Genomic DNA, 25,453 nt, shown 5'->3' with positions numbered 1-25,453 from the left:
CTCGTTAGTCTTCTTTGCCGAGGCAAAGAAGAGTGACCGGCGTCCCCCGCAGGGGGATGTCGTACGCACTTGGGTGCAACATGCCACCACCGCTCAAAAAAAACAGCGACCACCCCCAAGCGAGCAGAGCAATAGGCCTCCCGGAGACCAGGAGTTTCGTCGCACGCCACGTCAATCAATCCTGATATCCGCCGCCTTCACCACCCTCGCCCACTTCCCAATCTCACTACGCTGAAACCCCGCAAACTGCTCCGGCGCCATCCCCGAAGGCTCCATCCCCAACTTCTCCAACCGAGCCTGCATATCCGGCGTCTTGATGATCGCCGAAATCTCCCGATACAACCGATCCACGATCGGCTTCGGCGTATTAGCCGGCGCAAAGATCGCCTGCCACGATTCCAGCTCATATCCAGCCACCCCGGCTTCCGCCATCGTCGGCACATTCGGCATGCTCTTGATCCGCTTCGCCGAAGTCACGGCCAGCGCCCGCAGCTTGCCCGAATCGATATGCTGCGCAGCCACCACCGTGGTATCGAACATCATCGGCACCTGCCCCGCCATCACATCCTGGATCGCCGGGCCGCTCCCCTTGTACGGAATGTGGGTCAGCTTGATGCCCGCCAGGCTCTTGAACAATTCCCCGGCAAGATGCTGCGAAGTCCCGTTCCCGGCCGAGGCAAACGCCAGCGTATCCGGCCTGGCCCTGGCTTCCGCCACGATGTCCTTCACCGTCATGAACGGGCTGCCGGCACTGACCACCAGCACATTGGCATTGGTGCCGATCAGCGTGATGGGCGCGAAGGACTTGACCACGTCGTACGGCATCTTCGGGTACAGGCTGGCATTGATCGCGTGCGAACTGATGGTGCCACCGAGGATGGTGTAGCCATCGGGCGCCGCCTTGGCCGCGAAATCGGAGCCGATGTTGCCGCCGGCGCCGGGGCGGTTCTCCACCACCACGGTAGTGCCAAGCGCCTGCCCGAGCCGCTGGCCGATCAGGCGTGCCAGCGTGTCGGTGGTGCCGCCGGGCGGGAATGGCACCACGTAGGTGATCGGCTTGCCGGGCCAGTTGGCCTGGGCGGAAGCGGTCAGCGGGAGTACGGCGGCGGCTATGGTGGCAGCGGCGGCCAGCAGCGCAAGGGCTTGGCGTTTCATGGGGTCGTTGTCTCCTCGGTCGTTCTTATGATGATGGGTCCACCCGGCTGCGAGACGGGCGCGGTGCTTCAATGGATCTCCGGCTCGCCGCCCTCCGCGGCATCGACCGGCTCCAGGAAATCGAAATCGCAACCCTTGTCCGCCTGGCTGACGTGGCGCAGGTAAAGCTTGCCGTAGCCGCGCTCGAATTTCGGCACTGGCGCCACCCACGCGGCGCGGCGGCGGGCCATTTCGTCGTCGCCGATCAGCAGGTTGAGTTTGCGGGCAGGGACATCGAGCTCGATCAGGTCGCCGTCGCGCACGAAGGCGAGCGGGCCACCCACATACGATTCCGGCGTTACGTGCAGCACGCAGGCACCATAGCTGGTGCCGCTCATGCGGGCGTCGGAAATGCGCACCATGTCGCGCACGCCTTGCTTGAGCAGCTTTTGCGGAATCGGCAACTGGCCCCATTCCGGCATGCCGGGCGCGCCTTGCGGGCCGGCGTTCTGCAGCACGATCACGCAGTTGGCGTCGATGTCGAGCCGCGGGTCGTCGATGCGCGCCGCCATGTCGTTGTAGTCGCGGAATACCACCGCGCGGCCGGTGTGCCGCAGCAGGTCCTGCCGCGCGGCAGGCGGCTTGATGACCGCGCCGTCCGGGGCAAGATTGCCGCGCAGCACGGCAAGGCCGTCGCCAGCCACCAGCGGATTGGCGCGCGGGCGGATCACGTCGTCGTTGAAGACGCGGGCGCCTTCAAGGTTCTCGCCAAGGGTGCGGCCGTCGACGGTAAGCGTGCCGGTATCGAGCAGATCGCCCATCTGCGCGAGCATCGCGCGCAGGCCGCCGGCATAGTAGAAATCTTCCATCAGGTACTGGCCCGAGGGACGCACATTGGCCAGCACCGGCGTGCAGCGCGCCAGTTCGTCATAGCGGTCCAGCGAGAGCGCATAGCCGGCGCGGCGCGCCAGCGCGATCAGGTGGACGATGGCGTTGGTGGAGCCCGACAGCGCCAGCGCGGTGCGCACGCCGTTGTCGATGGCGGCGGGCGTGACGATCTCGGAGGGCTTCAGGTCCTGCCACACCATCTCGACGATGCGCCGGCCCGACAGCGAAGCCATCTGCGCGTGGCGCGAATCGGGCGCGGGAATCGACGAGGCGCCGGACAAGCTCATGCCGATGGCTTCCACCACCGCCGTCATGGTCGACGCCGTGCCCATGGTCATGCAGTGGCCGGGCGATCGCGCGATGCCGTCTTCGATGCCCTGCCAGTCCTGCTCGGTGATATTGCCCGCGCGCAACTCAGCCCAGTACTTCCACGTATCCGAGCCGGAGCCCAGCGTGACGCCGTTCCAGGTGCCGCGCAGCATCGGCCCCGCCGGCACGAAGATCGCAGGCAGGTCCATCGCCAGCGCGCCCATCAGCAAGGCGGGCGTGGTCTTGTCGCAGCCGCCCAGCAGCACGCAGCCATCGGCCGGGTAGGAGCGCAGCAACTCCTCGGTCTCCATCGCCAGCAGGTTGCGGTAGAGCATGGTGGTGGGCTTCTGGAACGGTTCGGACAGGCTCATCGCCGGCATCTCCACCGGGAAGCCGCCGGCCTGCCAGATGCCGCGCTTGACCTCTTCGGCGCGCTGGCGGAAATGGCTGTGGCAGGGGTTGATGTCGCTCCACGTATTGATGATGGCGATGACCGGCTTGCCGGCATAGTCGGCGCGGTTGTAGCCCATCTGCGCGGTGCGCGAACGGTGGCCGAAGGCGCGCAGGTCGTGGGCGCCGTACCAGCGGTGGCTGCGCAGTTCCTCGGGGCGCTTGCGGGGCCGCGCATCCGGCGCGGGGGTGGCGGTGGGCATGGGTTGTCTCCTCTGATCGGTGGCGCCGTTGCGGCGTCTGTCTTTTTTGTTTTGCGTGAGCGTGCGGCAGCGGTGCCCGCGGTCCCCGGAGAAGACAGATGATAGCGCTGTCATTTGTCCCTCACAACGCATGCGTGCTCGGGGTAAACCCGTCGCGCAGGCGGGCACCGGTGCCCGCCGAGGGGCGACGGCGCTATCATGGCGCCCACGCCGCCGCACCGCGCGGCGGACCGGCAATTCCCGCATCCTTCTTCGAGCTCAATGGCCCCGCCTCGCAAGCCAACCACCCCTCGCACCGCGCCCGCCCCCGCTGCCGGCCGCGCCACCGGCAGCGTCACATTGGCCGACGTGGCCAAGATCGCCGGCGTCTCGCCGATCACCGTGTCGCGCGTGGTCAACCAGCCCGGGCTGGTCTCGGCGCGCACGGTAGCGCGCGTGCAGGAAGCCATCCAGCGCACCGGCTATGTGCCCAACCTGCTGGCCGGCGGCCTCGCCTCGCGGCGCAGCCGCCTGATCGCGGCCATCGTGCCGACCATCGCCAACTCGATCTTCGCCGATACCATCCAGGCGCTCACCGACCGTTTCTCGCAAGCGGGCTACCAGATGATGCTGGGCCTGTCGGGGTACGCCGCCACGCGCGAGCAGGACCTGCTGGCCGCCATCCTCTCGCGCCGCCCCGACGGCATCGTGCTGACCGGCATCGCGCACACCGCCGATACGCGCCGCCGCCTGCTGGCCGCGCGCGTGCCGGTAGTGGAGACCTGGGACATCACGCCCACGCCGATCGACATGCTGGTGGGTTTCTCGCACGAGAAGGTGGGGCAGACCGTGGCCGAATTCCTTTATGCGCGCGGCTACCGGCGGCCCGCCATCCTGTCCGCCAGCGACCAGCGCGCCGAGTCGCGCCGGCTTGGCTTTATCGATGCGCTGGCCCGCCACGGCATCACCGAGGTGCCGAGCAGCATCGTGCCGGCGCCGTCCAGCCTGGGGCTGGGCCGCGAGGGACTGGCGCGGCTGCTCGACGGCGGCGCGCAGCCCGATGTGGTGTTCTGCAGTTCCGACACGCTGGCGCAGGGCGCGCTGTCGGAAGCCCGCGCGCGCGGGCTGCAGGTGCCGGGCCAGCTCGCCGTGATGGGCTTCGGCGATCTGAACTTTGCCGCGCACACCTACCCGGCGCTGTCCACGGTGCGCATCGACGGCCCGGCCATCGGCCGCACCGCTGCCGAGTGCCTGCTCGCGCGCATCGACGGGCGCGAGGTGGGCGAACGCATCATCGACCTCGGCTTCGAAGTGATCCGGCGCGACAGCGCCTGAAGCCGGCTCGCTCCGCGCCCGGCGCTGCAGTGCCTTGCCGGAGACGTTATGATTGCGCTAGCATCGAACGCCGCAACGAGCGGGGACAGGCACCGCCCCCGGCCGACCGGCCTTGCGCCCTGCTCCGCGCACTCTTCCCGGATCCCGCACCCTTTCCTTCGCCTAGCCTCCCATGTCCCAAGTCTCGCTCGTCCAGATCGGCCCCCTTGCGCCGCAGATCAACTCCCGCCTGCGGGAGCAGTACCAGGCCGTCCCGCTGTGGGAACAGGCCGACCCGCTGGCATGGCTGCGCGAACATGCGCAGCAGGCGCGCGTGGCGGTGACGTCCGCCCGCCACGGCCTGACGGCCGATGCCATCGCCGCGATGCCCGGGCTCGAAGCCATCGTCAGCTTCGGCGTGGGCTATGACTCGATCGCGCTGGACGCGGCCCGCGCGCGCGGCATCCAGGTCAGCAACACGCCCGACGTGCTCAACGACTGCGTGGCCGACCTCGCCTTCGGCCTGCTGCTCGACGCCGCGCGTGGCATTGCCCACGGCGACCGCTACGTGCGCGCCGGCAAGTGGGGCCAAGAGAACTTCCCGCTGACCACGCGCGTGTCAGGCAAGAAGCTGGGCATCCTGGGCCTGGGCCGCATCGGCGAAAAAGTGGCGCAGCGCGCCGCCGGCTTCGGCATGGACATCGCGTACCACAACCGCCGCCCGCGCGCGGGCGCGCCGTGGCGCCACGAGCCGGACCTGAAGGCGCTGGCCGGCTGGGCCGATTTCCTGGCCGTGACCTGCGTGGGCGGGCCGGAAACCGAAGGGCTGGTATCGGCCGGCATCATCGAAGCGCTGGGGCCCAAGGGCATTCTCGTCAATGTCGCGCGCGGCAGCGTGGTGGACGAAGACGCCCTGGTGGCGGCATTGCGCGATGGCCGCCTGGGCGGCGCCGGGCTGGATGTGTTCCGCGACGAGCCGCGGGCGCCGCAGGCGCTGTTCGCGCTGGACAATGTCGTGCTGGCGCCGCACATGGCCAGTGGCACGCACGAGACCCGCGCCGCCATGTCCGGGCTGGTGTTCGAGAATCTCGATGCCTTTCTCGGCACCGGCAATGTGATCACGCCGGTACTCTGACGGACTGATCCGGCTGGCGCGCCGCGGACATTCCGTGGCGCGGCGCGCGCCCTATACTGAATCAGGCGCCTGCCACCCCGGCGGCGCCACCCTTCCCCGCTTATCGAGGACAACGCCGCGCCAGGGCGCCGCACGGGGTAAGCGCCTGCACGGGGTGCCAGAAGCACCCTGCCCGATTGACCTGATTGACCTGATTGACCTGATTGACATACGCGTCAGGAGGCAAAGCATGGGACGCAAATATATCGATTGCCGCGAGTTTCCGAGTGAGTCGAAGTGCACGGTGGCTATCAGTGCGGACAGCGAGGAAGAACTGCTTGAAGTCGCTGCCCAGCATGCGGTGCAGGTGCACAAGCATGAGGACGGACCTGAGTTGCGGCAGATGCTGAAGAGCGCGTTTAAGGATGGGGCGCCCCCGGCGTGAGATCGGGGTGGGGTTGCGGTGCGTTCGCGGCCAGGAATGCGACACCGGCATACCGCGACAGCCCTCCGCGTACCCACCCCACGACCACTCACGGCTTCAACGCCGGATGCTTCAGCGCATGCGCAGTCTCCCCCAGGTGAGCGAGAAAACTCCCCTCATCCCGCTTCAACCCGAGCTCCCCATACCGATAGGCCATGGCCAGCGCCTGGATCGACTCGGGATGTTCCCGCTCGGCGGCAGATTCATACCATGCCACCGCGCGCCCCTCGTCACGCGGTACGCCCGCCCCTTCGCGATAGGCATTGGCTAGCATGAACATGGCCTGCGCCACGCCGGCATCGGCAGCCACTTCGAACCAGCGGGCAGCCGCGGCCGCATCGGGCGTGCGGCCGTAGCCGCCGCGGTGCAGCAGGCCCAGGTAATACGCGGCCCCGGCATTGCCAGCGGCGGCGGCGAACGCGAAATGCTGCCACGCAGCCGCGGCATCGGGCATGCCACCGGCACCACCGCCGTCCCCCAGGAAGGCCGCCTTGCCCAGCAGGAAATGCGCGCGCGCGTCCCCGGCCGCTGCCGCTTGCCGCAACCAGCCGACGCCCTCCCCCCGCAGCGCCGCATCCGCTCGCGCCAGCAGTGCCTCTCCCAGCGCGGTCTGTGCCGCCGCCTCCTTGCCTGCCGCGGCGCGGCGCAACGCCGCCAGCGCCTGCGCGTCGCCGGCCGGGCCGGCCAGCGTCTGCCACTGGGCCAGTTCCAGGCGCCGCGCGCTGGCGTGCTCGCGCCACGCCGACGCCCCGCCCACGCAACCTGCCGCCACCGTCACCGCCACCAGCGCGGCGGCGATCACCGGATGCACGCGGCGCTGGCGGCGCCGGGGCGCGGGGCGCGCCGGCGTGATCGTTCCGTTCGCTATCGTGGTCATCGTTGCCTTACTGGTTGAGGTCAACGCTGTACAGCGACAGATTCTTGTTGGTGTCGTAGCCCGCCTGCTCCAGCGCGATATTGGCCAGCCCGGCTGCCTGCGCCTGCGCAAGCTGGTTGGCGGCGGAAGCGAACACCACCTTGCCGGCCGTGGCTACCTTGGTGAAGCGCCAGCTGCGCGCGGCGCCGTTGGCGGCGCGCGTGATCGCGCCAGCCTTCTTGATATACGCGATCAGCACGTCGCGGCTGGCGTCGGGCGAGCCATAGACCGTCTTGCTGCCGTCCAGGCCGGGAAAGTTGCCGCCGCCGCTGGCGCGGTAGTTGTTGGTGGCGACGATGAACTGCTGGCTGGCATCCAGCGGCACGCCCTTGTAGGCGAGGTTCTTGATGCGGCTGCCTTCGGGCTGCGTCACGTCGATCTCGTATTGCAGGTCGGGCGAGGTGAACATGTCGAAGTTGTAGCCGGGGAAGCTGCTGATCAGCGGCTGGTCCGCCGTCTTCGCCGGGTCGATCTGGTTGAAGCGCTTGGCAGCCGTCTCCAGCCAGGCCTTGACATCGGTGCCGCTGACCTTCACCGCGTAGATGGTGTTGGGGTAGAGGTAGAGATCCGCGGCATTGTTGATGGCGAGGTTGCCGGACTGCACGTCCGTGAAGTCATTGCCGCCGCCGAAGCCGCTCTTGAACGGCGCCGACACCGACAGCACCGGCAGCGAGGCCAGCGCCGGCAAGTTGGCGGCGATATAGTCCTTCACGTAGGCGACCTGCGCCTGGTTGACGATCTGGATCGCGCCGGGATCGCCCACGTCGGCGAAGTACGTGCTCATGCGGTAGTCGGTGGTGCCGATCGGCGTCTTCACGTAGGCGATGGTGGCCTGGTGCTCGGCCTCGACCGCCGCCGCCACGGTGGCATCGGGCGCCACATAGCTCTTGTCGGCGTTCTGGATCGAGCGCGCCTCCACCGTGGTGGCGCTCTTGTCGACCACCCAGCGGGTGCCGTCATGCGCCAGCTGCAGCTTGATCACGCCAAGGCGACGGCCCCAGTAGTCGGCCATCACGGTGGGCACGCCGTTGACGGTGCCGCGCACCTTGTCCACGCCGGGCAGGTTGAACTGCGCCACCGTGCTGGTGGCGTCCGGGAAGACCTGGTGCGAGTGGCCGATCAGCATGGCGTCTACGCCGGCTACCCTGGCAAGATGCCAGCTGCCGTTCTCCATCGCGGGTGAGTAGGCGGAGGCATCGAGCCCGCCGTGGGAGATCACCACCACCAGGTCGGCGCCCTTGGCGCGCATCTCGGGCACGAACTTCTCGGCGGTTTCCTTCACGCCTTCGGTGTAGACCTTGCCGTCGAGCCAGCGCTTGTCCCAGCTCATGATGGCCGGCGGCGCGAAGCCGATGATGCCGACCTTGACCGGCACCGTGACGGCCTTGCCGTCGGGGCCCGTGGCGGTGATCTGGCGGGTGATGATGGTGTAAGGCTGGAACAGCGGCGCGCGCGTGCGCACGCTGTACACGTTGGCCAGCACCTGCGGGAAGGCCGGGCCGGCGCACGGCGTCTGCACGGTCGGGTCCGGCAAGCCGTCGACGTTGAAGCGGTTGCCCGTGACCTGGTTCAGGTAGCCCAGCCCGTAGTTGAATTCGTGGTTGCCGATGCCGCCGCCGTCGAACTTCGCGGCGTTCATCACCTTGTACATGGCCAGCGTGTCGCCGCACTTGAGCGGGTTGACCTGGGCCTGGTAGTCCGCCAGCGCCGTGCCCTGGATGGTGTCGCCATTGTCCAGCAGCAGCGTGTTGGGAAATTCGGTGCGGGCCTGCTTGATCAGGGTCGCCACGCGCTCGAAGCCGAAAGATTTGTCCTCGGCCAGCTTGAAGTAGTCGTAGCTGCGCACATTGGTGTGCAGGTCGGTAGTTTCCAGCAGGGCCAGCGTGGCCTTGGTGCCAGCCGTGACGCTGCCGCCCTGCGGCGTGGCGCCCGTGCCGGCGGGGCTGTCGTCGGAGCCGCAGGCGGCCAGCAGCGCGGTGGCGGCCACGGCGACGGCTATCGCGGAAAGCCTGGAGACACCGGAGATCCGGGACGAAGCGATGACGGCACACGCTCGCGTGGCGACGGTCGGACTGCTGGTCATTTGTGGCTCCCTTCTTTCTTGTTGTGCCTGGAGCCGGACATTGTCCCGAGCGCAAATGGCAGCAGAGTGACGCGCGCATTACGCCGCTGTGACGGCGGGCGCGGACCGGAGCGAACCATTCACGATGCCCAGTCCTGACAGAACGTGTCATTGACGCCGCGTTATATACCGTCATATATTGCGCTTTTGGCAGGCGGCATTTGCTTGCCTGGCCTGCTATCCAACCGTCGCCACCACCATGCCCATGCAACTGCCCGCCACCCCGCTGCCTGCCCAGTCCCGCCTCCCGCGCGGCGCCCGCCGCACCGCCTCGCTGGCGGCCGGCCTGCTGCTGTCCGCCACGCTGGCGCTGTCCGCGCCCGCCGCCTTCGGCGCCGACCTGGTGGTATCCGCCGCGGCCAGCCTGACCAATGCCTTCAAGTCGCTCGCGGAATCCTACGAACGCGCCCACCCGCAGACCAAGGTGGTGCTCAATTTCGGCGCTTCCGACGTATTGATGCAGCAGATCGTCAATGGCGCGCCGGCCGACGTGTTTGCCTCGGCCGACCAGGACGCGATGAACAAGGCCGTGACCGAGCGCGTGGTGCAGCCCGCCTCGCGCCGCGATTTCGCCGCCAACCAGCTCGCGCTGATCCTGCCGGCGGACAGCAAGCTGGAAGTCAGCAAGCTGCAGGACCTGGGCCGCCCCGAATTCAAGCGGGTGGCTTTCGGCAACCCGGCATCGGTGCCGGTGGGCCGCTATACCAAGGGCGCACTGGAAGCGGCCGGCGTGTGGGATGCCGTGTCGGCCAAGGGCGTGATGGCGCAGAACGTGCGCCAGAGCCTGGACTACGTGGCGCGCGGCGAGGTGGATGCCGGCTTCGTGTTCGCCACCGATGCGGCCATCATGCCGGAGAAGGTCAAGGTGGCGCTGCGGGTGGCGACGCGCCAGCCGGTGACCTATCCGATCGCCGTCACTGCGAATTCGAAGCAGCCAGCGGAAGCCGCGGCGTTCCTCAGCTATGTGCTGTCGCCGGAAGGCCAGGCGGTGCTGGCCAAGTACGGATTCCTCAAGCCTTGAACCCTGAACCCTCGCGCGCCGCCGTCAACCCGAACTCACTGCACCGCCTGCCCGGCCTCGCCGGCGGGCGTCAATCCCGATGACCACCCTGGAAGCTGTCTGGGTACCGCTCTCGCTGTCGCTGAAGGTGGCAGGCTGGGCGACGGTGCTCAATGCCGTGCTCGGCGTGGGCGCGGCGTTTGCGCTGTCGCGCTGGCAATCGGCCGCGCGCGACGTGGTGGACGCCCTGCTGACGCTGCCGCTGGTGCTGCCGCCCACCGTGCTCGGCTACTACCTGCTGGTGCTGGTCGGGCGCCGTGGCGTCTTCGGCGAATGGCTCGGACGGCTCGGCATCGAACTGGTCTTTACCTGGCAAGGCGCGGTGGTGGCCTCCACCATCGTGGCGTTCCCGCTGGTGCTGAAGTCGGCGCGCGCCGCCTTCGAAGGCGTGGACGCCCAGCTTGAAGACGCCGCGCGCGTGCTCGGCACGCCGGAGGCCGGCATCTTCTTTCGCGTGACCTTGCCGCTGGCATCGCGCGGCATCATTGCCGGGGTGCTGCTGGCCTTCGCCCGCGCGCTGGGAGAATTCGGCGCGACGCTGATGGTGGCGGGCAACCTGCCCGGCCGCACGCAGACCTTGTCCGTTGCCATCTACGAGGCCGTGCAGGCCGGCGACGACAACACCGCCAACCTGCTGGTGCTGGTCACCTCTGTCACCTGCGTGGTGCTGCTGGTGGCTGCCGGCCGGCTGGTGCCGCCCACGCGCAAGGCGTTCCGGTAGATCCGCCATGACCATGCAAGTCACCGTACGCAAGCAGCTCGGTTCAGCGGACCGCCATTTCGCGCTGGATATCGCGTTTGACTCGGACAGCCGGCGCATCGCCCTGTTCGGGCCCTCGGGCGCCGGCAAGAGCCTGACGCTGCGGGCCATCGCCGGGTTGCTGACACCGGACAGCGGCCGCATCGTACTGAACGGCCGCACGCTGTTCGACAGCGAGGCACGCATCAATGTGCGCCCGCAGGAGCGGCGCGTGGCCTATCTGTTCCAGGACTACGCCCTGTTCCCGCATCTGACTGTCGCGCAGAACATCGCCTTCGGGCTGGCGCGCGGCTGGCGCAACCCGCGCCGCGGTGCCAGCCACCCGGAAGCCCGGCGCTGGATCGATGCCTTCGGCCTGGGCGCGATTACGGACAACTACCCCGGCGAAATCTCCGGTGGCCAGAAGCAGCGTGCCGCGCTGGCGCGCGCGCTGGTGGCGCAGCCGGATATCGTGCTGCTGGATGAACCCTTCTCCGCGCTGGACCCGGCGCTGCGCGTGCGCATGCGCGCCGAGCTGCGCGCGCTGCAGGCCAACCTGGAAGTACCGATGCTGGTGATCTCGCACGACCCCGACGACGTGGAAGCGCTCGGCGACCACGTGCTGGAAGTGCGCGAAGGCCGGATCTTCGGTGCGGCCCCGGTCAAGGGGCATCCGCAGGTGTACGCGCCGGCTTCCGCGCACGTCGTCTGAACGCGCCGGCGCGCGCGGCTAGTTCCCCGCGGCGGCCGCGCGCAGCAGATCCACGTAGGCCGTCTCGATCAATTGCCCTTGTGCGACGCCCAGCTTGCCCAGCAGCGCATGTGCCTCGGCCACGCCGGCTTCGGCGGGTTCCCCGTCCGCCAGCACCACCTCCAGTTCCAGAAAATCCCCCAGCCCCTCCACGCGGTCCAGATGCACCCGCGTGCGGCCCACCAGGAACAAGGCGCGGGCCTTGCGCACGCGCCCGTTCTCGCCCCAGGCCGCGGCCAGCGCCGCGCGCAGGGTGTCAGGCTCGGCGGCCGGCGAAATGATGTAGTGGCTCTCCTTCGGCCCGGCCTGGTCGGCACGCGCGTAGAAGATCAACTGGCCCTCGCCGGACGGGAAGGCACGCAGCTTGAGCCGGCCGTTGGGACAGGCAAAAAAGGTATCGTCCTGCAAGATCAGCTCGGGGCCATGGTCGGCCAGCGGCGCCACCAGGGGCACCAGCGCCTCCAGGCTGGCGATATGCGCTTTGATCTCTATGTTTCTCGGCATGCGGTATTTCCGGTACGGGCGCTGTATGCCGCTCAGGACAACAGCAGCCTGGCGGCAATCACCCACATGGTAATGCCGATGACAATCTCCAGCACGCGCCATGCGGATGGTCTGGCGAACACCGGCCGGAGCAAGGCCGCGCCATAGCCGAGCGCGAAGAAGAAGAGGAAGGAGGCCACCACGGCGCCCGCCGCGAAGGCTTGCGTGTGGCCCGCGAACTGGGTCGATACGGAACCGATCAGCATCACCGTGTCGAGGTAGACATGGGGGTTGAGCCAGGTCAGCGCCAGGCATACCGCCAGCGTGGCAGCCAGCGGCCTGGGCTCGGCTTCGCTGGGCGCGAGTACGCCGGACGTACGCCACGCCGTCCAGAAACTGCGCGCGCCGTACCACAGCAGGAAAGCCGCGCCGCCGTAGCGCATGGCGTCGCCCAGCCAGGGCAGCTTGCGCATCAGCACCGAAAACCCCGACACGCCCATCAGGATCAGCGCGGCATCGGACATGGCGCACACCAGGCAAACCCAGAATACATGCTCGCGGCGCAGGCCCTGGCGCAGCACGAAGGCATTCTGCGAACCGATGGCAAGGATCAGCGACAGGCCGAGGCTAAACCCCGCAATGGCAGCGTCCATGCTCAACCCCTCGCAGCGGCCACCAGGCCCGACATCGGCAGCGTCATTTCCTCCGGGAACTGCGTGCATCCGCCGGCGCGGAAGAAGGCCGCCTGGGCGCCCTTGTGGCTGTTGTGGGCTACCGAGGAGGTATTCCACGGCAACCGGTTTGCTTCGTGCAGATTCCTGTGCATCGTTGGTTTGTTTATTGTGCTTTTGATGTTTCTGGTTTTCTTGCGTTGGCTGGCTGCCGCGTGGTCTTCACGCGGCGGCCCGGCTATCCTTGCGGGCATGCACACACCATCCTCAAGCCCGCAGATCCGGCGCGCCGGCCCGTCCGATGCCCTGGCCGTCGCCACCATCCTCACCGAAACCTATCTCACCACGTGGCAGCCGCAGCTCACGCCCGAGGCGGCAATGCGCTTCGCCCAGGGCGACAAGATCGGCGATTATGTCCGTAGCCGGCTGGCAGGGTTCCACCTCGCCTGCGTGGACGGCACGGTGGCCGGCATGGTGGACTGGGAGAACGACTTCGTCTGGGCGCTGCATGTGTCGCCACGCTGGCAGGCACGCGGACTGGGCAGCGCGCTGCTTGCGCACGCGGAAGCCGCGATGGCAGCGGCGGGTCATCGGCAGGCCAGGCTCGAGACGGATGCATTCAACGTGGGGAGCCGTGCCTTCTACCAGCGCCACGGCTATGCCGAGGTGGAATTCTACCCCGACGAAAGCTGGCACAGCGGCTTCACCACGGTACTGCTGAGCAAGCCGCTGGATCCCGCCTGACGCGCGCAGGGCTCAGCCCATGATGCCGAGAATCACGCTCGACGCCTTGAAGATGGCAAGCGCGCGGCTGCCATCGGACAGCCCCAGCGCGCTAACGCTCTCGTTGGTGACGACGGCCACCACGGTGCCGCCGCCGTCCAGTTCAAGCGCCACCTCGGCATTGACGGCGCCAGGCAGCACCCGGCTCACCGCGCCCGGCAACTGGTTGCGCGCCGACAGCCGCAGCGTGGGGTCGGGCAGCCCGAGCAGGACCGATGAAGCCTTGATCAGGGCAAAGGCTTCGATGCCTGGCGCGAGGCCCAGCGTCTCCACGCTCTCATGGGTGATGGTGGCAACCACCTGCTGGCCGCCCGCGAGCGCCAGCGTGACCTCGTCGTTGACGGCACCGCCGCGGATCGCCGCGACGGTGCCGAACAGCTTGTTGCGGGCACTCGTCCTGACCATGAAGCGCCGCATCAGGTGCAGGTCATCCTGCGCGGTCTCGCCGAGGTGGCCAAGGTGGGCGATAAAGCGCTGGTGCTCCTGCTCCAGCGCGCGGTAGGTGCGGATCAGGCTGGCGGCGCGCTCCGTGAGCACCGTGCCGCCACCGCCCTTGCCACCGGCTGCGCGCACCACCAGCGGCTCGCCGGCGCTGTTGTTCATCGCGTCGATGGCGTCCCAGGCGGCCTTGTAGCTCAGGCCGACCGCCTTGGCCGCCGCCGTGATCGAGCCATGCTCGCCGATCGCGGCCAGCAGGGCGATACGCTCGCGGCCACCCCAGTCCTGGGAGCCTGAGCGGAACCAGATCGCACCGTCGAGTTCGAGCATGCGGGAGAGCGCTACCCCGTGGGAGCGCAGCAGAGTGGCAGAAGCCGCTAATCTTAATGCAAAGGCCCGCGGGCGGCGCCAGGCGGCGTTCTGCGTCAGCCCTGGTGGGCGGGGATGTACCAGCGCATCATGCTGCCGGCGAAATACTGGCGATCGAGCTGGCGCAGCAGGCGCCACGCGGTAAAGGGATCGACATCCAGGTTGACCCAGGCCCACGGATGATCCGGATCGCCCTCGCGCACCAGCTCCACGGACTTGACCGGCGCGTAGGGCGCCAGCTTGTCGCGCAGCATCTGTTCGGTCACATCGCGGTGGAGGCCCCGGATGAGTACCTTCATGTCTGGCTCCAGATATGAGGCAGCGCGCACGTGGCGGGCGGCACAGGCCTCCGTTGTTTAGCTCATTGTAGGCGGCCCGTGGCAGGTCGTGGCCAGCCCACGGGGCATTGGTCCGGCCGGCGCCTCAGCCCATGATGTGCACGCCGCCGTCGACGTAGACCGTGTTGCCGGAAATCCGCCGCGCGTAGGGCGTGGCGAGGTAGGCGGTGGCAAAGCCCACATCCATGATGTCGACCAGCTCGCCCACCGGGGCCCGGCCCGCAGCGTCCGCCAGCAATTGCCCGAAATCCTTGAGACCGGATGCAGCGCGGGTCTTTAGCGGTCCCGGCGAGATGGCGTGCACGCGAATGCCGCGCGGACCCAGTTCGTGCGCCAGGTAGCGGCACGAAGCCTCTAGCGCGGCCTTGACCGGCCCCATCAGGTTGTAGTTGGGCACCACACGGTTGGCGCCCTCGTAGCTCATCGCGAACAGGCTGCCGCCCGCGCTCATCAGCGGCGCCGCGCGCCGGGCCAGGCGCACGAAGGAATGGCAGGACACATCCATGGCGCGCGCGAAGCCGTCTGCGGACGAGTTCAGCAATCCGCCCTGCAGGTCGGCCTTGGGTGCGAAGGCGATCGAGTGCACCATCGCGTCAAGCCGGCCCCATTGCTGCGCGATGCGCTTGAACAGTGCCTGCTCCTGCGCGGCGACCTCCACGTCGAGCGGCATCAGGATCGTCGCGCCCACCGCTTCGGCAAGCGGCGCCACATGCGGATAGGCCTTGTCGTTGAGATAGGTGATCGCCAGTTCGGCGCCCAGTTCGCGAAAAGCCCGCGCGCAGCCCCACGCGATGGACTCGGCATTGGCCACGCCGACCACCAGCACGCGCGCGCCCAGCAATGGAGGATTGGGTACTTGCACCATGATGTCCCTCGCTCTCAGTCAATGCGCGCCACCGGCGCTGGCTTAACTTCCCTTTTTGCCGCCGCGCCGCGGCAAGGCCTTGACGGTTCTTGCCGGCCTGGCGGCGCCGGCCGCGCCGGCGCTTGCCTTGCGCGCACGTGCCGCGGCCTCGGGCGATGCCGGCTTGCGCACCGCGCGCGGGGCTGCGACTGCTGCCGGATCCTCCGGCGCAAGCGGCAAAGCCGGAGAAACCGGGGAAGCAACGGGCGCCACGGCGGGCGCGGCCTCCGCCGCCGCCTGCCGCAGCGTATGGTCGGTGCCCATCACGCTCGCCACCTCGCGATAGCGTGCCAGGCGGCCGCCATCGAGCGGTCCGGCTACGGTAAGGATGCGGTGGATCGCCATCATGATGCGATGGCGCTGCGTGCTGTCCGGCACCAGGCGCGGCAACGCGGCCACCGCGCGCCCGGCATCGAGGCCGACGATAAAGCTCTGCCGCCTGACCGCGGCCTTGACCGTGGCAATGTCCGGTTGCTGCTGCAGGTGCTCGCGCGCCATCTGCCGCATGAGGTTGAACGGACGCTCCTCGATACTGGCGTTTTCGTCCGCCACATAGGCCAGGATGCGCATGAAGGCGTCCAGCGCAGTGCCCTGCGCAATCCCGGCTTCCGCCTCATGGATGCGCCGCGCGGCCAGTTCCTGTCGCAGCGCCGCGCTCAGCGGCGGCGGGCCGCGCTTTTCGGCGCCCGGCGAGAAGCCGACCAGCGCGGACAGCCACGGCGACTGGTAGAGCGCTTCGAAGGTCTGCTCGTAAAGGGCATCGCGCTGGTCGCGCCAGGCGTCGAGCGTGCGCACGATGGTGTCGGAGACCGCACGCTCCAGCGTGACGAAGGGATTGTCCGGCGCCACCGGCTGCCGAGCCTCGCGCACCGCCGGGGCGAAGGCGGCGAGCCACGCCATCCACGGATTCGCGTCCGACACCAGCGAGCGCTCGAGACGGGCCGGATGCATCTGCCGCATGGTGTACGCGCCCAGTTCGTTGGACATGGCCTGCATCGCCGGCGAGGCGAACGTGTCGTAGAGGCGCTGGTTGATCTCGGCCACGCGCCGCACCACCTCGAAGGGGCGCTCGTCGTCGCGCCCATCGTCCAGCGCCAGGATATCGTCGATGGTACGGCGCTCGAAGCGCATCAGGTAGCGCCCTTCGATCAGATCCAGGTGCGAGGTGCCGGGCGCGATGTCCTCGATGCGCGCTTCGTACAGGCCGGGCGGCAGCACATCGATCAGGTCGAGCGCGGAGAACAGCTCCGTGTGCTCGCGGTTGGCCACGCCGGCCGAGACGAAGATGCCGAGATGCCCGACCTTCTCGTGCAGGCAGTAGACGATGACCTGGTCGTTGGCGACGATCTCGTCGACGCTGGCGTAGAGATCGGGAATCCAGTTCAGCGCCTGCTGCGGCGGCGTGATGTTGTCTCCCCAGGAGGCAAAGACCACGATGGGCGAGCGCACATTGCGCAGGTCCACCGCGACGCTGCCGTCCGCGCTGCGCACCTCGCCGGCGGTGAGATGATTGCCGACGAACAGGTTCTGCACGATCCAGTCGATCTCGGCGCGGTTGAGCAGGAAGTGGCCGCCCCACCAGCGCTCGAACTCCAGGAAGCGCTCGCGCTCGGTATCGACCCGCGCGTAGACGTCGTAGAGCTTTTTCCAGTAGGTGTTGGACGGATTGAGCTGCTCGAAATTCTGTACCAGCCACGCCCCGTCGAAACGGCCGTTGCCCAGATCGGCGGTAAAGGACGACAGCCACGAACCGCCCAGCAGGCCACCGCTATAGCGCATCGGGTTGCGCCCGCGCACGCCGGACCAGTAGGCCAGCGGCGACCCCGCCAGCAGGATCGGCCCGACCAGGTCGGGCGCGGCGGCCGCGAGCATCATCAGTGCCCAGCCGCCCTGGCAGTTGCCGATCACGAACGGCTTGCCCTGCGCCCGCGGGTGGCGCTCGGCCACGGTGAGCAGGAACAGGGCCTCCGCGCGCGCCACGCATTCGATGGTCTGGCCGGGGCATGGCACGGGGAAAAAGGTGACAAAGTAGCAGGGATGGCCGCTGCGCAGCGCGATGCCGATCTCGCTGTCGATCTTGAAGCCACCGATGCCGGGACCATGTCCGGCGCGCGGGTCGATCACCACGAAGGGCCGCTTGGTGTCGTCGGTGGCCATGCCCGGCGGCGGCAGGATGCGCAGCAAGGCGTAGTTGGCGGGCTGCTCCAGCGTGCGCCCGTCGATCACCACCTCGTGCTCGAAGACCAGCACCGGCGGCATGCCTTCGCGTTCGTGCTCGAAAGTCTGGTTGCCGCGCTCGCGCAGGATATCGAGCAACAGGATGGCGCGCTGCCAGGCATCGAGCGTGTAGGAAAACGCATCGGACAAGAGCGGCGGCATGTCGCTGGCGGACGGCAACTGGCCGGCGGCAGCGGTGCCGGATTGGGTGGCGGGTACACGTGCGTTCACTCGGCTTCCCCTCTTCGGTGTGGCGTTGGAGGCAGGCAATTCCAGCGCGGCGGCATGGAATTGCTGCCATGCAGCACGACGCAATCTACCAGTCCTCACCCAGCTTGACAACCCGCTGCATGGGCGGATCGGTAGTGCCATGACCCAACACAAGCCGCGACGCAGCTGTCACCGTGCTGCCGGAAACATGGCCTATACTTGGCTTTGTTTTTGCGCGACGCAGCATGTCCGCCGCGCCGCTGCACCGCAACCCGACGCACTGGAAAGCCGATGACCCAGACTCTCGACAAGTACGCCGTCCTGCTGTCCCGCTGCCAAGACCTGCCAGCCATTCCCACCGCGGTGGCGCATCCCTGCGACGCCTCGTCGCTCGGCGGCGCGCTGGAGGCCGCGCGCCTCGGCCTGATCGTGCCGCTGCTGGTCGGGCCCCAGGCCCGCATCCGCCAGGTAGCTGACGCCAACGCGCTGGACCTGGGCGACGCCGTGCTGATCGACGCGCCACACAGCCACGCCGCCGCCGCGCGCGCCGTCGCGGCAATACGCGCCGGCGAGGCGGAGCTGCTGATGAAGGGCAGCCTGCACACCGACGAACTGCTGCAGGAAGTCACCGCCGCGGCAACGGGGCTGCGGACCGGCCGCCGCCTCTCGCATGTCTTTGCGATGGACGTGCCGACCTATCACAAGCCGCTGTTCATCACCGACGCCGCGGTCAATATCTTTCCCACCCTCAACGACAAGGCCGATATCTGCCGCAACGCGATCGACCTGCTGCGCGTGCTGGACATCGAGCGGCCCAAGGTGGCGATCCTGTCGGCGGTGGAAACCGTGACCGACAAGATCCCCTCCACCATCGACGCTGCCGCGCTGTGCATGATGAGCCGGCGCGGCCAGATCGAAGGCGGCATCCTCGATGGCCCGCTGGCCTTCGACAATGCCATCAGCCGCGAAGCCGCCGTTACCAAGGGCATCGTCTCCGAGGTGGCGGGCGACCCCGACATCCTGCTGGTGCCCGATCTCGAAGCCGGCAATATGCTGGCCAAGCAGCTCACCTTCCTGGCCGGCGCCGAGGCGGCCGGCATCGTGCTGGGCGCGCGCGTGCCGATCATCCTCACCAGCCGCGCCGACACCGTGCGCGCGCGCATCGCCAGTTGCGCGATTGCCGTGCTGCTGGCGCATGCGCGCCGCACCGTCGGGACGCCCACGGCGATCTGAGCGTCCAACCATTCCTTTGCACAGGAGATGCCCGCGTGAGTGTCACCCACCCCACCATCCTGGTCGTCAACGCCGGCTCGTCGAGCGTCAAGGTCTCCGTCTATGCGGTGCCCGATGCCGCGCACGCCAACACCGACATCAACCCGGTGCTCAGCGCGCACGGGCAGATCGAAGGCATCGGCGTCTCGCCCCGCCTGACCGCGAAGATGGCGGACGGCCGCGTGGTAGCCGACGAACGCTTCCCGGTGGACCAGGTCGCCGATCACGACGCGGCCTTCCGCCTGATCCGGCTGGTGCTCAGCATCGGCCTGCGCGACGCGCCGCCAGTGGCGATCGGCCATCGCGTGGTCCACGGCGGCGCGGATTTTTCCGCGGCGGTGAAGATCGATGACGAAGTGATCGGCAAGCTCGAAGCGCTGGTGCCGCTGGCGCCGCTGCATCAACCGCACAACCTGACGGCGATCCGCGCGGTGCGCGCCGCCGCGCCGTCGCTGCTGCAGGTGGCCTGCTTCGACACCGCCTTCCACGCCGGGCACGATACGCTGGCGCAACTGCTGGCGCTGCCCTACGAATACTTCGAGCGCGGCATCCGCCGCTACGGATTCCATGGCCTGTCCTACGAATACATCGCGCGCCGCCTGCAGCAGGTAGCGCCCGACCTGGCCGCCGGCCGCGTGATCGTGGCGCACCTGGGCAACGGCGCCAGCCTGTGCGCCATGCGCGAGGGGCGCAGCGTGGAATCCACCATGGGCCTGACCGCGCTCGACGGCCTGCCGATGGGCACGCGCTGCGGCGCCATCGATGCCGGCGCCATCCTGTGGCTGTCGCAGCAAGGCATGAGCACCAAGGACATCGAGACCATGCTGTACCAGGAATCGGGGCTCAAGGGCTTGTCGGGCATCAGCAGCGATATGCGCGCACTGCTGGACAGCGACACGCCGCGCGCGCGCCTGGCCATCGATTTCTATGCGTACCGTGCGGCGCAGGAGATCGGCAAGCTCGCCACCACGCTGGGCGGCCTCGACGCGCTGGTGTTCACCGCCGGTATCGGCGCGAACTCACCGCCGGTGCGCGAGAAGATCTGCGCGCGGCTGGCGGACCTGTTCGGCATCGACCTGGACGCCGGCGCGAACGGCGAGAACCGGCAACGCATCAGCCGCGATAACAGCCGTGTGCCGGTGCTGGTGCTGCCCACCGACGAGGAGGGCATGATCGCGCTGAATACCGCGCGGATCATGAAGGAGCAAGGCGTGGGGACGTAGCGCCTCCGCGCCGGGAACGCGCTACGCCCGCACCAGGTACGCCCGGCGCAACCGCTCCGCATCCACTTTGAGCACCTCGCCCAGGTACGCGTCGATGCCGCCGTATTCCTGCTCGATGGCCTGCATGGAAGCTTCCAGGTAAGACGCCTTCACCTCCAGCAACGGCCACATCACCGCGGGATCGACGCCGAACTGCGCCGCGCCGGCGCTCATCTTCTGGTTGAAGCCCTGGTTCCGGTGATTCGACTCCAGGTAGTTGGCCATGATGGTATCGCGCTCCACGCCCAGGCCCGCCAGCAACAACAGCGAGGCAAAGCCGGTGCGGTCCTTGCCCGCGGTGCAGTGGTACAGCAGGTTGCCGCCCTGCTCCGCGAGCTTCAGGAAGCCGCCGAAGGCAGCCTGGTACTTGCGCGGGAAATCGCCGTAGACCTCCAGCATGAAGGCCTCCGTCTGCGCCGCGCTGCCTTCGCGCAGGCGCGGCATCAGTTCGGCCATCGACATGCTGCCCTCCAGCACCGGCGTGGCTACCCAGCGGAAGGCCTGGCCGAAGGGGCTCTCCGCGGCCGACTTTTCTCCGGGCGAACGGAAATCGATCACCGCGTCCAGTTGCAAGGCGCGCAGCCGCTCCATGTCGGCGGCGCTGGCCAGGCCCGGGTTGCCGCTGCGAAACAGCTTGCCGGCGCGCACGCGATGGCCGTCCCGCGTGGGAAGGCCGCCGAGATCGCGGATATTGACAACGTTTTCCAGCACCAGCGGTGCGGTGCCGGGCACGCCGGTACCTAGTGATGGCGCGTCCGCCATGATGGCGTGGCGGCGCCACGCGAACAATCCCTGCATTGTTTCCCTGCCCTGTGGTTGGGTTGCGCGCGTCTCATCGCGCGCGATAGGCCGGCACATGCCAGCGCGTATGGCAGCCAGCAATATAACGGCGATCGAGCATTGCCACCAGTTTCCACACGCTCATCGGGTCCACATCGTCCAGGTCCAGGTCGACCCAGGCCCAGGGATGTGAGCCATCGCCCTCACAGATCAGCTCGACGTCCTTGACGCTCACGTAAGCGGCCAGCGCTTCACGCAGCCTGGCTGCGTCGACTCCGGCATGTAGCCCTCTCACCAAAACCTTCATCATGTGCTCCATTTTTTTCAGATCACCGCGCAGGCGGGCGTTAACGCCCGCGGGACACCGCCCGCCAGCCCTTGTACTGCAACGATCTGAAAGTAGGACCCCACCGCACACGGTAATTTCCCGGCGCGAGCCCTCTCCTTGATCCTGATCATGCGAGCCGTGATCCGGCCTCGACATACGCTGTTGGCCGGCACGATAATTTCCCCATGTCGAACGCTGCAACCCGGCCAAAAGCCGGCCTGCGCATCCGCCAGTCTTCACGGAAGACCGAACGAACGACGCCGCCATCAAGCCAGTCACCGGCTAGCATTCTTGCCCGCGCGTGACGTCCGCCATCCCGTGTTGAGCCAACGATCAACAAGACAACCCAAGGGAAAGCGATGACAGACTCTCGCACTCCGACCCAGACCGTCCCCTCCGCCCCCGGCGTGCCCGCCACGCCGCAAGCCACGCCGAAGAAGCAGACACCATGGGGGCTCTACGCCGCCGCCGTGGTGCTGATCGGCATCCTTGCCCTGCCGCTGCCCGCGGACCTGCCGGTGGCGGGCCATCGCATGCTGGCTATCCTCGCCTTCGCCATCGTGGTGTGGATCACCGAAGCGGTCTCCTACGAAGCCAGCGCCATCATGATCACGTCGCTGATGGCCGCGCTGATCGGCTTCGCGCCCACGGTGACGGACCCGTCCACGCAATACGGCACATCGCGCGCCCTCGGCATGGCGCTGGCCGGCTTCTCCAATACCGCGCTGGCGCTGGTTGCCGCCGCGCTGTTCATCTCGGCGGCCATGACCGTGACCGGGCTTGACCGGCGCATCGCGCTGGTGACGCTGTCGGCCATCGGCACCAGCACCCGGCGCATCCTGATCGGCAGCATCGCGGTGACCATCCTGCTGTCGCTGGTGGTGCCGAGCGCCACCGCGCGCAGCGCCTGCGTGGTGCCGATCATGATGGGCATCATCGCGGCCTTCGGGGTCGACAAGAAATCGAACATCGCCGCCGGCATCATGATCACGGTGGCCATGGCCACCAGCATCTGGAACGTCGGCATCCAGACCGCCGCCGCGCAGAACCTGCTGACGGTCGGCTTCATGGACAAGCTGCTGGGCGAGCGCATCACCTGGCTGCAATGGCTGATCGCCGGCGCGCCGTGGGCCGTCGCGATGTCGGTGGTGCTGTATTTCCTGGTGCGCTTCCTGCTGCCTGCCGAGACCGAAGCCATCCCCGGCGGCAAGGAAGCCGTGCAAAAGGAACTAGCCGGGCTGGGCCCGATGACCGGCCCGCAGAAGCGGCTCGCCGCGGTGTCCATCGGGCTGCTCCTGTTCTGGGCCACGGAAGGCAAGCTGCATCAGTTCGACACCGCCACCGTCACCTTCGTCGGCCTGGTGATCCTGATGATGCCGCGCATCGGCGTGATGGACTGGAAGACCATGCAGCAGCGCACGCCGTGGGGCACGCTGATCGTGTTCGGCGTGGGCATCAGCCTGGGCACCGCGCTGCTCACCACGCAGGCCGGACAATGGCTGGGCAAGTTCGTGGTGACGCACTCCGGGCTCGCCACGCAGGGGCCGATCCTGGTGTTCGCGATCCTTGCGGCCTTCCTGATCCTGATCCACCTGGGCTTTGCCAGCGCCACCGCGCTCACCGCCGCGCTGCTGCCGATCCTGATCTCGGTGCTGCAGACGCTGCCAGGCGATATCAACAAGATCGGGCTGACAATGCTGCTCGGCTTCACTGTGAGCTTCGGCTTTATCCTCCCGATCAACGCGCCGCAGAACATGGTGTGCCTGGGCACGGACACCTTCAACGGCAAGCAGTTCGCCAGGGTCGGCATTCCCGTCACGCTGATCGGCTACGCCATGATGCTGCTGTTCGCCGCCACCTACTGGCGCTGGCTGGGCTGGATCTGAAGGGACGGGACGCATGACGAAAATCACACTGCAATCCGCCCTCCAGCTCGCCCGCGACCTGCTGGCAGCGCAGGGCGTGCCGGCCGATATCGCCGACGACGTGGCCGAACACCTGGTCGAAGCCGACCGCTGCGGCTATACCAGCCACGGCCTGTCGATCCTGCCCAACTACCGGCGCTCGCTCGCAGGCGGCAACGTCAACCCCGCCGGCCGCGCCGAATGCGTGCTCGACCGTGGCAGCCTGCTGGTGTTCGACGGCAACGGCGGCTTCGGCCAGCACGTGGGCAAGACCGTCATCGAGACCGCGATCGAACGGGTGCGCCAGCACGGCCACTGCATCGTCACGCTGCGCCGCTCGCACCATCTCGGCCGCATGGGCCACTTCGGCGAGATGGTGGCGAAGGAACGCTTCGTGCTGCTGAGCTTCACCAACGTGATCAACCGCGCGCCGGCAGTGGCGCCCTATGGCGGCCGCGCGGCGCGGCTGACCACCAACCCGCTGTGCTTCGCCGGGCCCATGCCCAACGGCCGCCCGCCGCTGGTGGTAGATATCGCCACCAGCGCGATCGCCATCAACAAGGCGCGCGTGCTGGCGGAGAAGGGCGAGCCCGCGCCGGAAAACAGCATCATCGATGCCGACGGCAACCCCACCACCGATGCCTCCACCATGTTCGGCGAGCATCCGGGCGCGCTGCTGCCCTTCGGCGGACACAAGGGCTATGCGCTGGGCGTGGTGGCCGAGCTGCTCGCTGGCGTACTCTCCGGCGGCGGCACCATCCAGCCGGAAAACCCGCGCGGCGGCGTGGCCACCAACAATATGTTCGCGGTGCTGATGAATCCGGAACTGGACCTGGGGCTGAGCTGGCAGAGCGCCGAGGTGGAGGCGTTCGTCAATTACCTGCACGACACGCCGCCCGCTCCCGGCTTCGGCGGCGTGCAATATCCCGGCGAGTTCGAAGCCGCCAACCGGGCGCTCACCACCACGCACCTGGAGGTCAACCCGGCGATCTGGCGCAACCTGGAGACGCTGGCGAAGGAACTGGGCGTGACGCTGCCGGCGGGCTGATTCCGGCACCGGGCTGGTGCCGGGCCGGTGCTGGCACAATACTGCCCATGGAACGCCTCTGGTCGAATTTTCTCAAGCTGGTGCTGCTGCTGACACTGGGCACAGCCCTGCTCGGCACGCTCGCCGTGCTCGTCGCTCAGCGCCAGCTGCCCACGCTGGACGCGCTCACCGCTTTCCGCCAGTCGCCGGGCTACGTGCCCATCGGCGAGATACCGCCCAAGCTCACGCAGGCGGTGGTGGCCATCGAGGACGAGCGTTTCTACCTGCATGACGGCATCGACTATGTCGGCGTGATACGCGCCGGCGTGGCCAACTTGTCGGATGAACTTTCGCAGGGCGCTTCCACAATCACCATGCAGGTGGCGCGCAATTTCTTTCTCTCGCGGGAGAAGACCTACACGCGCAAGCTGTACGAGGTGCTGCTGGCCTATCGCATCGAGCATGCCTTGAGCAAGGACGAGATCCTCGAGGTCTATATGAACAAGGTGTACCTTGGGCAGGGAGCTTATGGTTTTGCCGAGGCGGCCGAGACTTACTTTGGCAAGCCGGTGGCGGAGCTGACGCTGGCCGAATGTGCGATGCTGGCCGGGTTGCCCAAGGCGCCTTCGGCGAATAATCCGGTGGTGAATCCCCGGCGGGCGCGGCAGCGGCAGGCTTATATCTTGTTGCGGATGATGGAGTTGGGGAGGATTGGGAGAGGGGAATATGATGCGGCGTTGTTGGAGCCGTTGAGGTTGAAGTAGGTGGTGGATTGGTGTTTGGGGTTGGTTCGTGGCTGGTCGAACCGGTACCGGCGGAAGCGCGCCTGCGCGCTGGGCGTGCGACGAAACTCTCGGTCTCCGGGAGGCCTATTGCTCTGCTCGCTTGGGGGTGGTCGCTGTTTTTTTTGAGCGGTGGTGGCATGTTGCACCCAAGTGCGTACGACATCCCCCTGCGGGGGACGCCGGTCACTCTTCTTTGCCTCGGCAAAGAAGACTAACGAG

At 67.9% G+C, this 25,453-nt stretch carries 24 protein-coding genes and 1 pseudogene; 12 read left to right on the top strand and 13 right to left on the bottom strand.

The annotated features are described in order from the left end of the window. Positions 1-171 precede the first annotated feature (171 nt). Positions 172-1,155 carry a tripartite tricarboxylate transporter substrate binding protein gene (locus AC1DS6_RS39695; protein WP_477104549.1) on the bottom strand — a complete coding sequence of 328 codons (984 nt, stop codon included), beginning with the start codon at positions 1,153-1,155 and terminating at the stop codon, positions 172-174. 68 nt (positions 1,156-1,223) lie between these two features. Further along, positions 1,224-2,984 carry an L-arabinonate dehydratase gene (araD, locus tag AC1DS6_RS39690; protein ID WP_477104548.1) on the bottom strand — a complete coding sequence of 587 codons (1,761 nt, stop codon included), beginning with the start codon at positions 2,982-2,984 and terminating at the stop codon, positions 1,224-1,226. 261 nt (positions 2,985-3,245) lie between these two features. On the opposite strand from araD, the gene AC1DS6_RS39685 reads away from it, so the two are divergent. The 3 genes from AC1DS6_RS39685 (at position 3,246) to AC1DS6_RS39675 (ending at position 5,836) form a co-directional block, all read left to right on the top strand. Further along, the gene (locus AC1DS6_RS39685) at positions 3,246-4,298 is read left to right on the top strand and encodes a LacI family DNA-binding transcriptional regulator (RefSeq protein ID WP_441626501.1); all 1,053 of its coding nucleotides are present in this window, start codon (positions 3,246-3,248) and stop codon (positions 4,296-4,298) included. A 172-nt stretch (positions 4,299-4,470) separates the two neighbouring features. Next, the gene (locus tag AC1DS6_RS39680; protein WP_477104547.1) at positions 4,471-5,412 is read left to right on the top strand and encodes a 2-hydroxyacid dehydrogenase; all 942 of its coding nucleotides are present in this window, start codon (positions 4,471-4,473) and stop codon (positions 5,410-5,412) included. Positions 5,413-5,641: 229 nt separating this feature from the next. Beyond that, complete coding sequence (locus AC1DS6_RS39675) at positions 5,642-5,836, top strand: DUF1059 domain-containing protein (protein ID WP_441626505.1); 195 nt, start codon at positions 5,642-5,644, stop codon at positions 5,834-5,836. 88 nt (positions 5,837-5,924) lie between these two features. Here the strand turns inward: AC1DS6_RS39675 and AC1DS6_RS39670 are convergent, their stop codons facing one another. Next, positions 5,925-6,752, bottom strand: a complete 828-nt coding sequence (locus AC1DS6_RS39670; protein ID WP_441626507.1) for a tetratricopeptide repeat protein — start codon at positions 6,750-6,752, stop codon at positions 5,925-5,927. A gap of 7 nt (positions 6,753-6,759) precedes the next feature. After that, entirely contained in the window at positions 6,760-8,874 is a 2,115-nt protein-coding gene (locus AC1DS6_RS39665; RefSeq protein WP_477104546.1) for a bifunctional 2',3'-cyclic-nucleotide 2'-phosphodiesterase/3'-nucleotidase, read from the bottom strand. A gap of 244 nt (positions 8,875-9,118) precedes the next feature. Between AC1DS6_RS39665 and modA the strand changes: the two genes are divergently transcribed. The 3 genes from modA to AC1DS6_RS39650 all read left to right on the top strand — a co-directional run bounded on the left by modA (position 9,119) and on the right by AC1DS6_RS39650 (position 11,424). Further along, entirely contained in the window at positions 9,119-9,934 is an 816-nt protein-coding gene (gene modA / locus AC1DS6_RS39660; protein WP_441626574.1) for a molybdate ABC transporter substrate-binding protein, read from the top strand. Positions 9,935-10,022: 88 nt separating this feature from the next. Then, a complete protein-coding gene (gene modB, locus AC1DS6_RS39655; protein WP_441626577.1) occupies positions 10,023-10,694 on the top strand; it encodes a molybdate ABC transporter permease subunit in 672 nt (223 codons plus the stop codon). A gap of 7 nt (positions 10,695-10,701) precedes the next feature. Beyond that, a complete protein-coding gene (locus AC1DS6_RS39650) occupies positions 10,702-11,424 on the top strand; it encodes an ATP-binding cassette domain-containing protein (protein ID WP_441626511.1) in 723 nt (240 codons plus the stop codon). An 18-nt stretch (positions 11,425-11,442) separates the two neighbouring features. Here AC1DS6_RS39650 and AC1DS6_RS39645 read toward each other — a convergent pair whose 3' ends face one another. The 3 genes and pseudogenes from AC1DS6_RS39645 to AC1DS6_RS39635 form a co-directional block, all read right to left on the bottom strand. Next, positions 11,443-11,967 carry a class IV adenylate cyclase gene (locus AC1DS6_RS39645; protein WP_441626513.1) on the bottom strand — a complete coding sequence of 175 codons (525 nt, stop codon included), beginning with the start codon at positions 11,965-11,967 and terminating at the stop codon, positions 11,443-11,445. A gap of 32 nt (positions 11,968-11,999) precedes the next feature. Beyond that, complete coding sequence (locus AC1DS6_RS39640) at positions 12,000-12,599, bottom strand: LysE/ArgO family amino acid transporter (protein WP_441626515.1); 600 nt, start codon at positions 12,597-12,599, stop codon at positions 12,000-12,002. 38 nt (positions 12,600-12,637) lie between these two features. Then, positions 12,638-12,772 (bottom strand): annotated as a pseudogene (locus AC1DS6_RS39635) (SAM-dependent methyltransferase); the annotation flags it as partial. Positions 12,773-12,869: 97 nt separating this feature from the next. Between AC1DS6_RS39635 and AC1DS6_RS39630 the strand changes: the two are divergent. Next, positions 12,870-13,361, top strand: coding sequence for a GNAT family N-acetyltransferase (locus AC1DS6_RS39630; RefSeq protein ID WP_441626517.1), 492 nt, complete (start codon positions 12,870-12,872; stop codon positions 13,359-13,361). Between the two features lie 12 nt (positions 13,362-13,373). Here the strand turns inward: AC1DS6_RS39630 and AC1DS6_RS39625 are convergent, their stop codons facing one another. The 4 genes from AC1DS6_RS39625 to AC1DS6_RS39610 form a co-directional block, all read right to left on the bottom strand. Continuing rightward, positions 13,374-14,168, bottom strand: coding sequence for a TOBE domain-containing protein (locus AC1DS6_RS39625; protein ID WP_441626519.1), 795 nt, complete (start codon positions 14,166-14,168; stop codon positions 13,374-13,376). 95 nt (positions 14,169-14,263) lie between these two features. Next, positions 14,264-14,506: an RNA recognition motif domain-containing protein gene (locus AC1DS6_RS39620; protein WP_441626521.1), complete on the bottom strand. Its 243-nt coding sequence runs from the start codon at positions 14,504-14,506 to the stop codon at positions 14,264-14,266. Between the two features lie 124 nt (positions 14,507-14,630). Beyond that, positions 14,631-15,410 (bottom strand): enoyl-ACP reductase FabI, encoded by a 780-nt coding sequence (gene fabI, locus AC1DS6_RS39615; protein WP_477104545.1) that lies wholly within the window; start codon positions 15,408-15,410, stop codon positions 14,631-14,633. A 42-nt stretch (positions 15,411-15,452) separates the two neighbouring features. Next, positions 15,453-17,897, bottom strand: a complete 2,445-nt coding sequence (locus tag AC1DS6_RS39610; protein ID WP_477104544.1) for a DUF3141 domain-containing protein — start codon at positions 17,895-17,897, stop codon at positions 15,453-15,455. A gap of 270 nt (positions 17,898-18,167) precedes the next feature. Here AC1DS6_RS39610 and AC1DS6_RS39605 point away from each other — a divergent pair, with 270 nt between their 5' ends. Beyond that, on the top strand, positions 18,168-19,109 hold the full coding sequence (locus tag AC1DS6_RS39605) for a phosphate acetyltransferase (RefSeq protein WP_477104543.1): 942 nt from the start codon (positions 18,168-18,170) through the stop codon (positions 19,107-19,109). A gap of 35 nt (positions 19,110-19,144) precedes the next feature. After that, entirely contained in the window at positions 19,145-20,371 is a 1,227-nt protein-coding gene (locus AC1DS6_RS39600) for an acetate/propionate family kinase (RefSeq protein ID WP_477104542.1), read from the top strand. 21 nt (positions 20,372-20,392) lie between these two features. Here the strand turns inward: AC1DS6_RS39600 and AC1DS6_RS39595 are convergent, their stop codons facing one another. Next, positions 20,393-21,208, bottom strand: coding sequence for a tyrosine-protein phosphatase (locus AC1DS6_RS39595; RefSeq protein ID WP_441626531.1), 816 nt, complete (start codon positions 21,206-21,208; stop codon positions 20,393-20,395). Positions 21,209-21,242: 34 nt separating this feature from the next. Continuing rightward, the gene (locus tag AC1DS6_RS39590) at positions 21,243-21,497 is read right to left on the bottom strand and encodes an RNA-binding protein (RefSeq protein ID WP_441626579.1); all 255 of its coding nucleotides are present in this window, start codon (positions 21,495-21,497) and stop codon (positions 21,243-21,245) included. A gap of 380 nt (positions 21,498-21,877) precedes the next feature. Here AC1DS6_RS39590 and AC1DS6_RS39585 point away from each other — a divergent pair, with 380 nt between their 5' ends. The 3 genes from AC1DS6_RS39585 to AC1DS6_RS39575 are packed head-to-tail and all read left to right on the top strand — an operon-like array spanning position 21,878 to position 25,213. Then, entirely contained in the window at positions 21,878-23,404 is a 1,527-nt protein-coding gene (locus AC1DS6_RS39585; protein WP_035869618.1) for a DASS family sodium-coupled anion symporter, read from the top strand. 13 nt (positions 23,405-23,417) lie between these two features. Then, positions 23,418-24,470, top strand: coding sequence for an Ldh family oxidoreductase (locus AC1DS6_RS39580; RefSeq protein ID WP_035869668.1), 1,053 nt, complete (start codon positions 23,418-23,420; stop codon positions 24,468-24,470). Between the two features lie 47 nt (positions 24,471-24,517). Next, complete coding sequence (locus AC1DS6_RS39575) at positions 24,518-25,213, top strand: transglycosylase domain-containing protein (protein WP_441626534.1); 696 nt, start codon at positions 24,518-24,520, stop codon at positions 25,211-25,213. Positions 25,214-25,453 lie beyond the last annotated feature (240 nt).

This window comes from Cupriavidus sp. 05L310 (genome assembly GCF_056398185.1).
The sequence above is the reverse complement of the archived record's forward strand: the minus strand, read 5'-3'. Positions and strand labels throughout refer to the sequence as shown.

Coding starts and splice junctions, on each gene's coding strand:
- AC1DS6_RS39695 (WP_477104549.1), bottom strand. CDS start 1,155: ATGAAACGCCAAGCCCTTGCGCTGCTGGCCGCCGCTGCCACCATAGCC.
- araD (WP_477104548.1), bottom strand. CDS start 2,984: ATGCCCACCGCCACCCCCGCGCCGGATGCGCGGCCCCGCAAGCGCCCC.
- AC1DS6_RS39685 (WP_441626501.1), top strand. CDS start 3,246: ATGGCCCCGCCTCGCAAGCCAACCACCCCTCGCACCGCGCCCGCCCCC.
- AC1DS6_RS39680 (WP_477104547.1), top strand. CDS start 4,471: ATGTCCCAAGTCTCGCTCGTCCAGATCGGCCCCCTTGCGCCGCAGATC.
- AC1DS6_RS39675 (WP_441626505.1), top strand. CDS start 5,642: ATGGGACGCAAATATATCGATTGCCGCGAGTTTCCGAGTGAGTCGAAG.
- AC1DS6_RS39670 (WP_441626507.1), bottom strand. CDS start 6,752: ATGACCACGATAGCGAACGGAACGATCACGCCGGCGCGCCCCGCGCCC.
- AC1DS6_RS39665 (WP_477104546.1), bottom strand. CDS start 8,874: ATGACCAGCAGTCCGACCGTCGCCACGCGAGCGTGTGCCGTCATCGCT.
- modA (WP_441626574.1), top strand. CDS start 9,119: ATGCAACTGCCCGCCACCCCGCTGCCTGCCCAGTCCCGCCTCCCGCGC.
- AC1DS6_RS39650 (WP_441626511.1), top strand. CDS start 10,702: ATGACCATGCAAGTCACCGTACGCAAGCAGCTCGGTTCAGCGGACCGC.
- AC1DS6_RS39645 (WP_441626513.1), bottom strand. CDS start 11,967: ATGCCGAGAAACATAGAGATCAAAGCGCATATCGCCAGCCTGGAGGCG.
- AC1DS6_RS39640 (WP_441626515.1), bottom strand. CDS start 12,599: ATGGACGCTGCCATTGCGGGGTTTAGCCTCGGCCTGTCGCTGATCCTT.
- AC1DS6_RS39630 (WP_441626517.1), top strand. CDS start 12,870: ATGCACACACCATCCTCAAGCCCGCAGATCCGGCGCGCCGGCCCGTCC.
- AC1DS6_RS39625 (WP_441626519.1), bottom strand. CDS start 14,168: ATGCTCGAACTCGACGGTGCGATCTGGTTCCGCTCAGGCTCCCAGGAC.
- AC1DS6_RS39620 (WP_441626521.1), bottom strand. CDS start 14,506: ATGAAGGTACTCATCCGGGGCCTCCACCGCGATGTGACCGAACAGATG.
- fabI (WP_477104545.1), bottom strand. CDS start 15,410: ATGGTGCAAGTACCCAATCCTCCATTGCTGGGCGCGCGCGTGCTGGTG.
- AC1DS6_RS39605 (WP_477104543.1), top strand. CDS start 18,168: ATGACCCAGACTCTCGACAAGTACGCCGTCCTGCTGTCCCGCTGCCAA.
- AC1DS6_RS39595 (WP_441626531.1), bottom strand. CDS start 21,208: ATGCAGGGATTGTTCGCGTGGCGCCGCCACGCCATCATGGCGGACGCG.
- AC1DS6_RS39590 (WP_441626579.1), bottom strand. CDS start 21,497: ATGAAGGTTTTGGTGAGAGGGCTACATGCCGGAGTCGACGCAGCCAGG.
- AC1DS6_RS39585 (WP_035869618.1), top strand. CDS start 21,878: ATGACAGACTCTCGCACTCCGACCCAGACCGTCCCCTCCGCCCCCGGC.
- AC1DS6_RS39580 (WP_035869668.1), top strand. CDS start 23,418: ATGACGAAAATCACACTGCAATCCGCCCTCCAGCTCGCCCGCGACCTG.
- AC1DS6_RS39575 (WP_441626534.1), top strand. CDS start 24,518: ATGGAACGCCTCTGGTCGAATTTTCTCAAGCTGGTGCTGCTGCTGACA.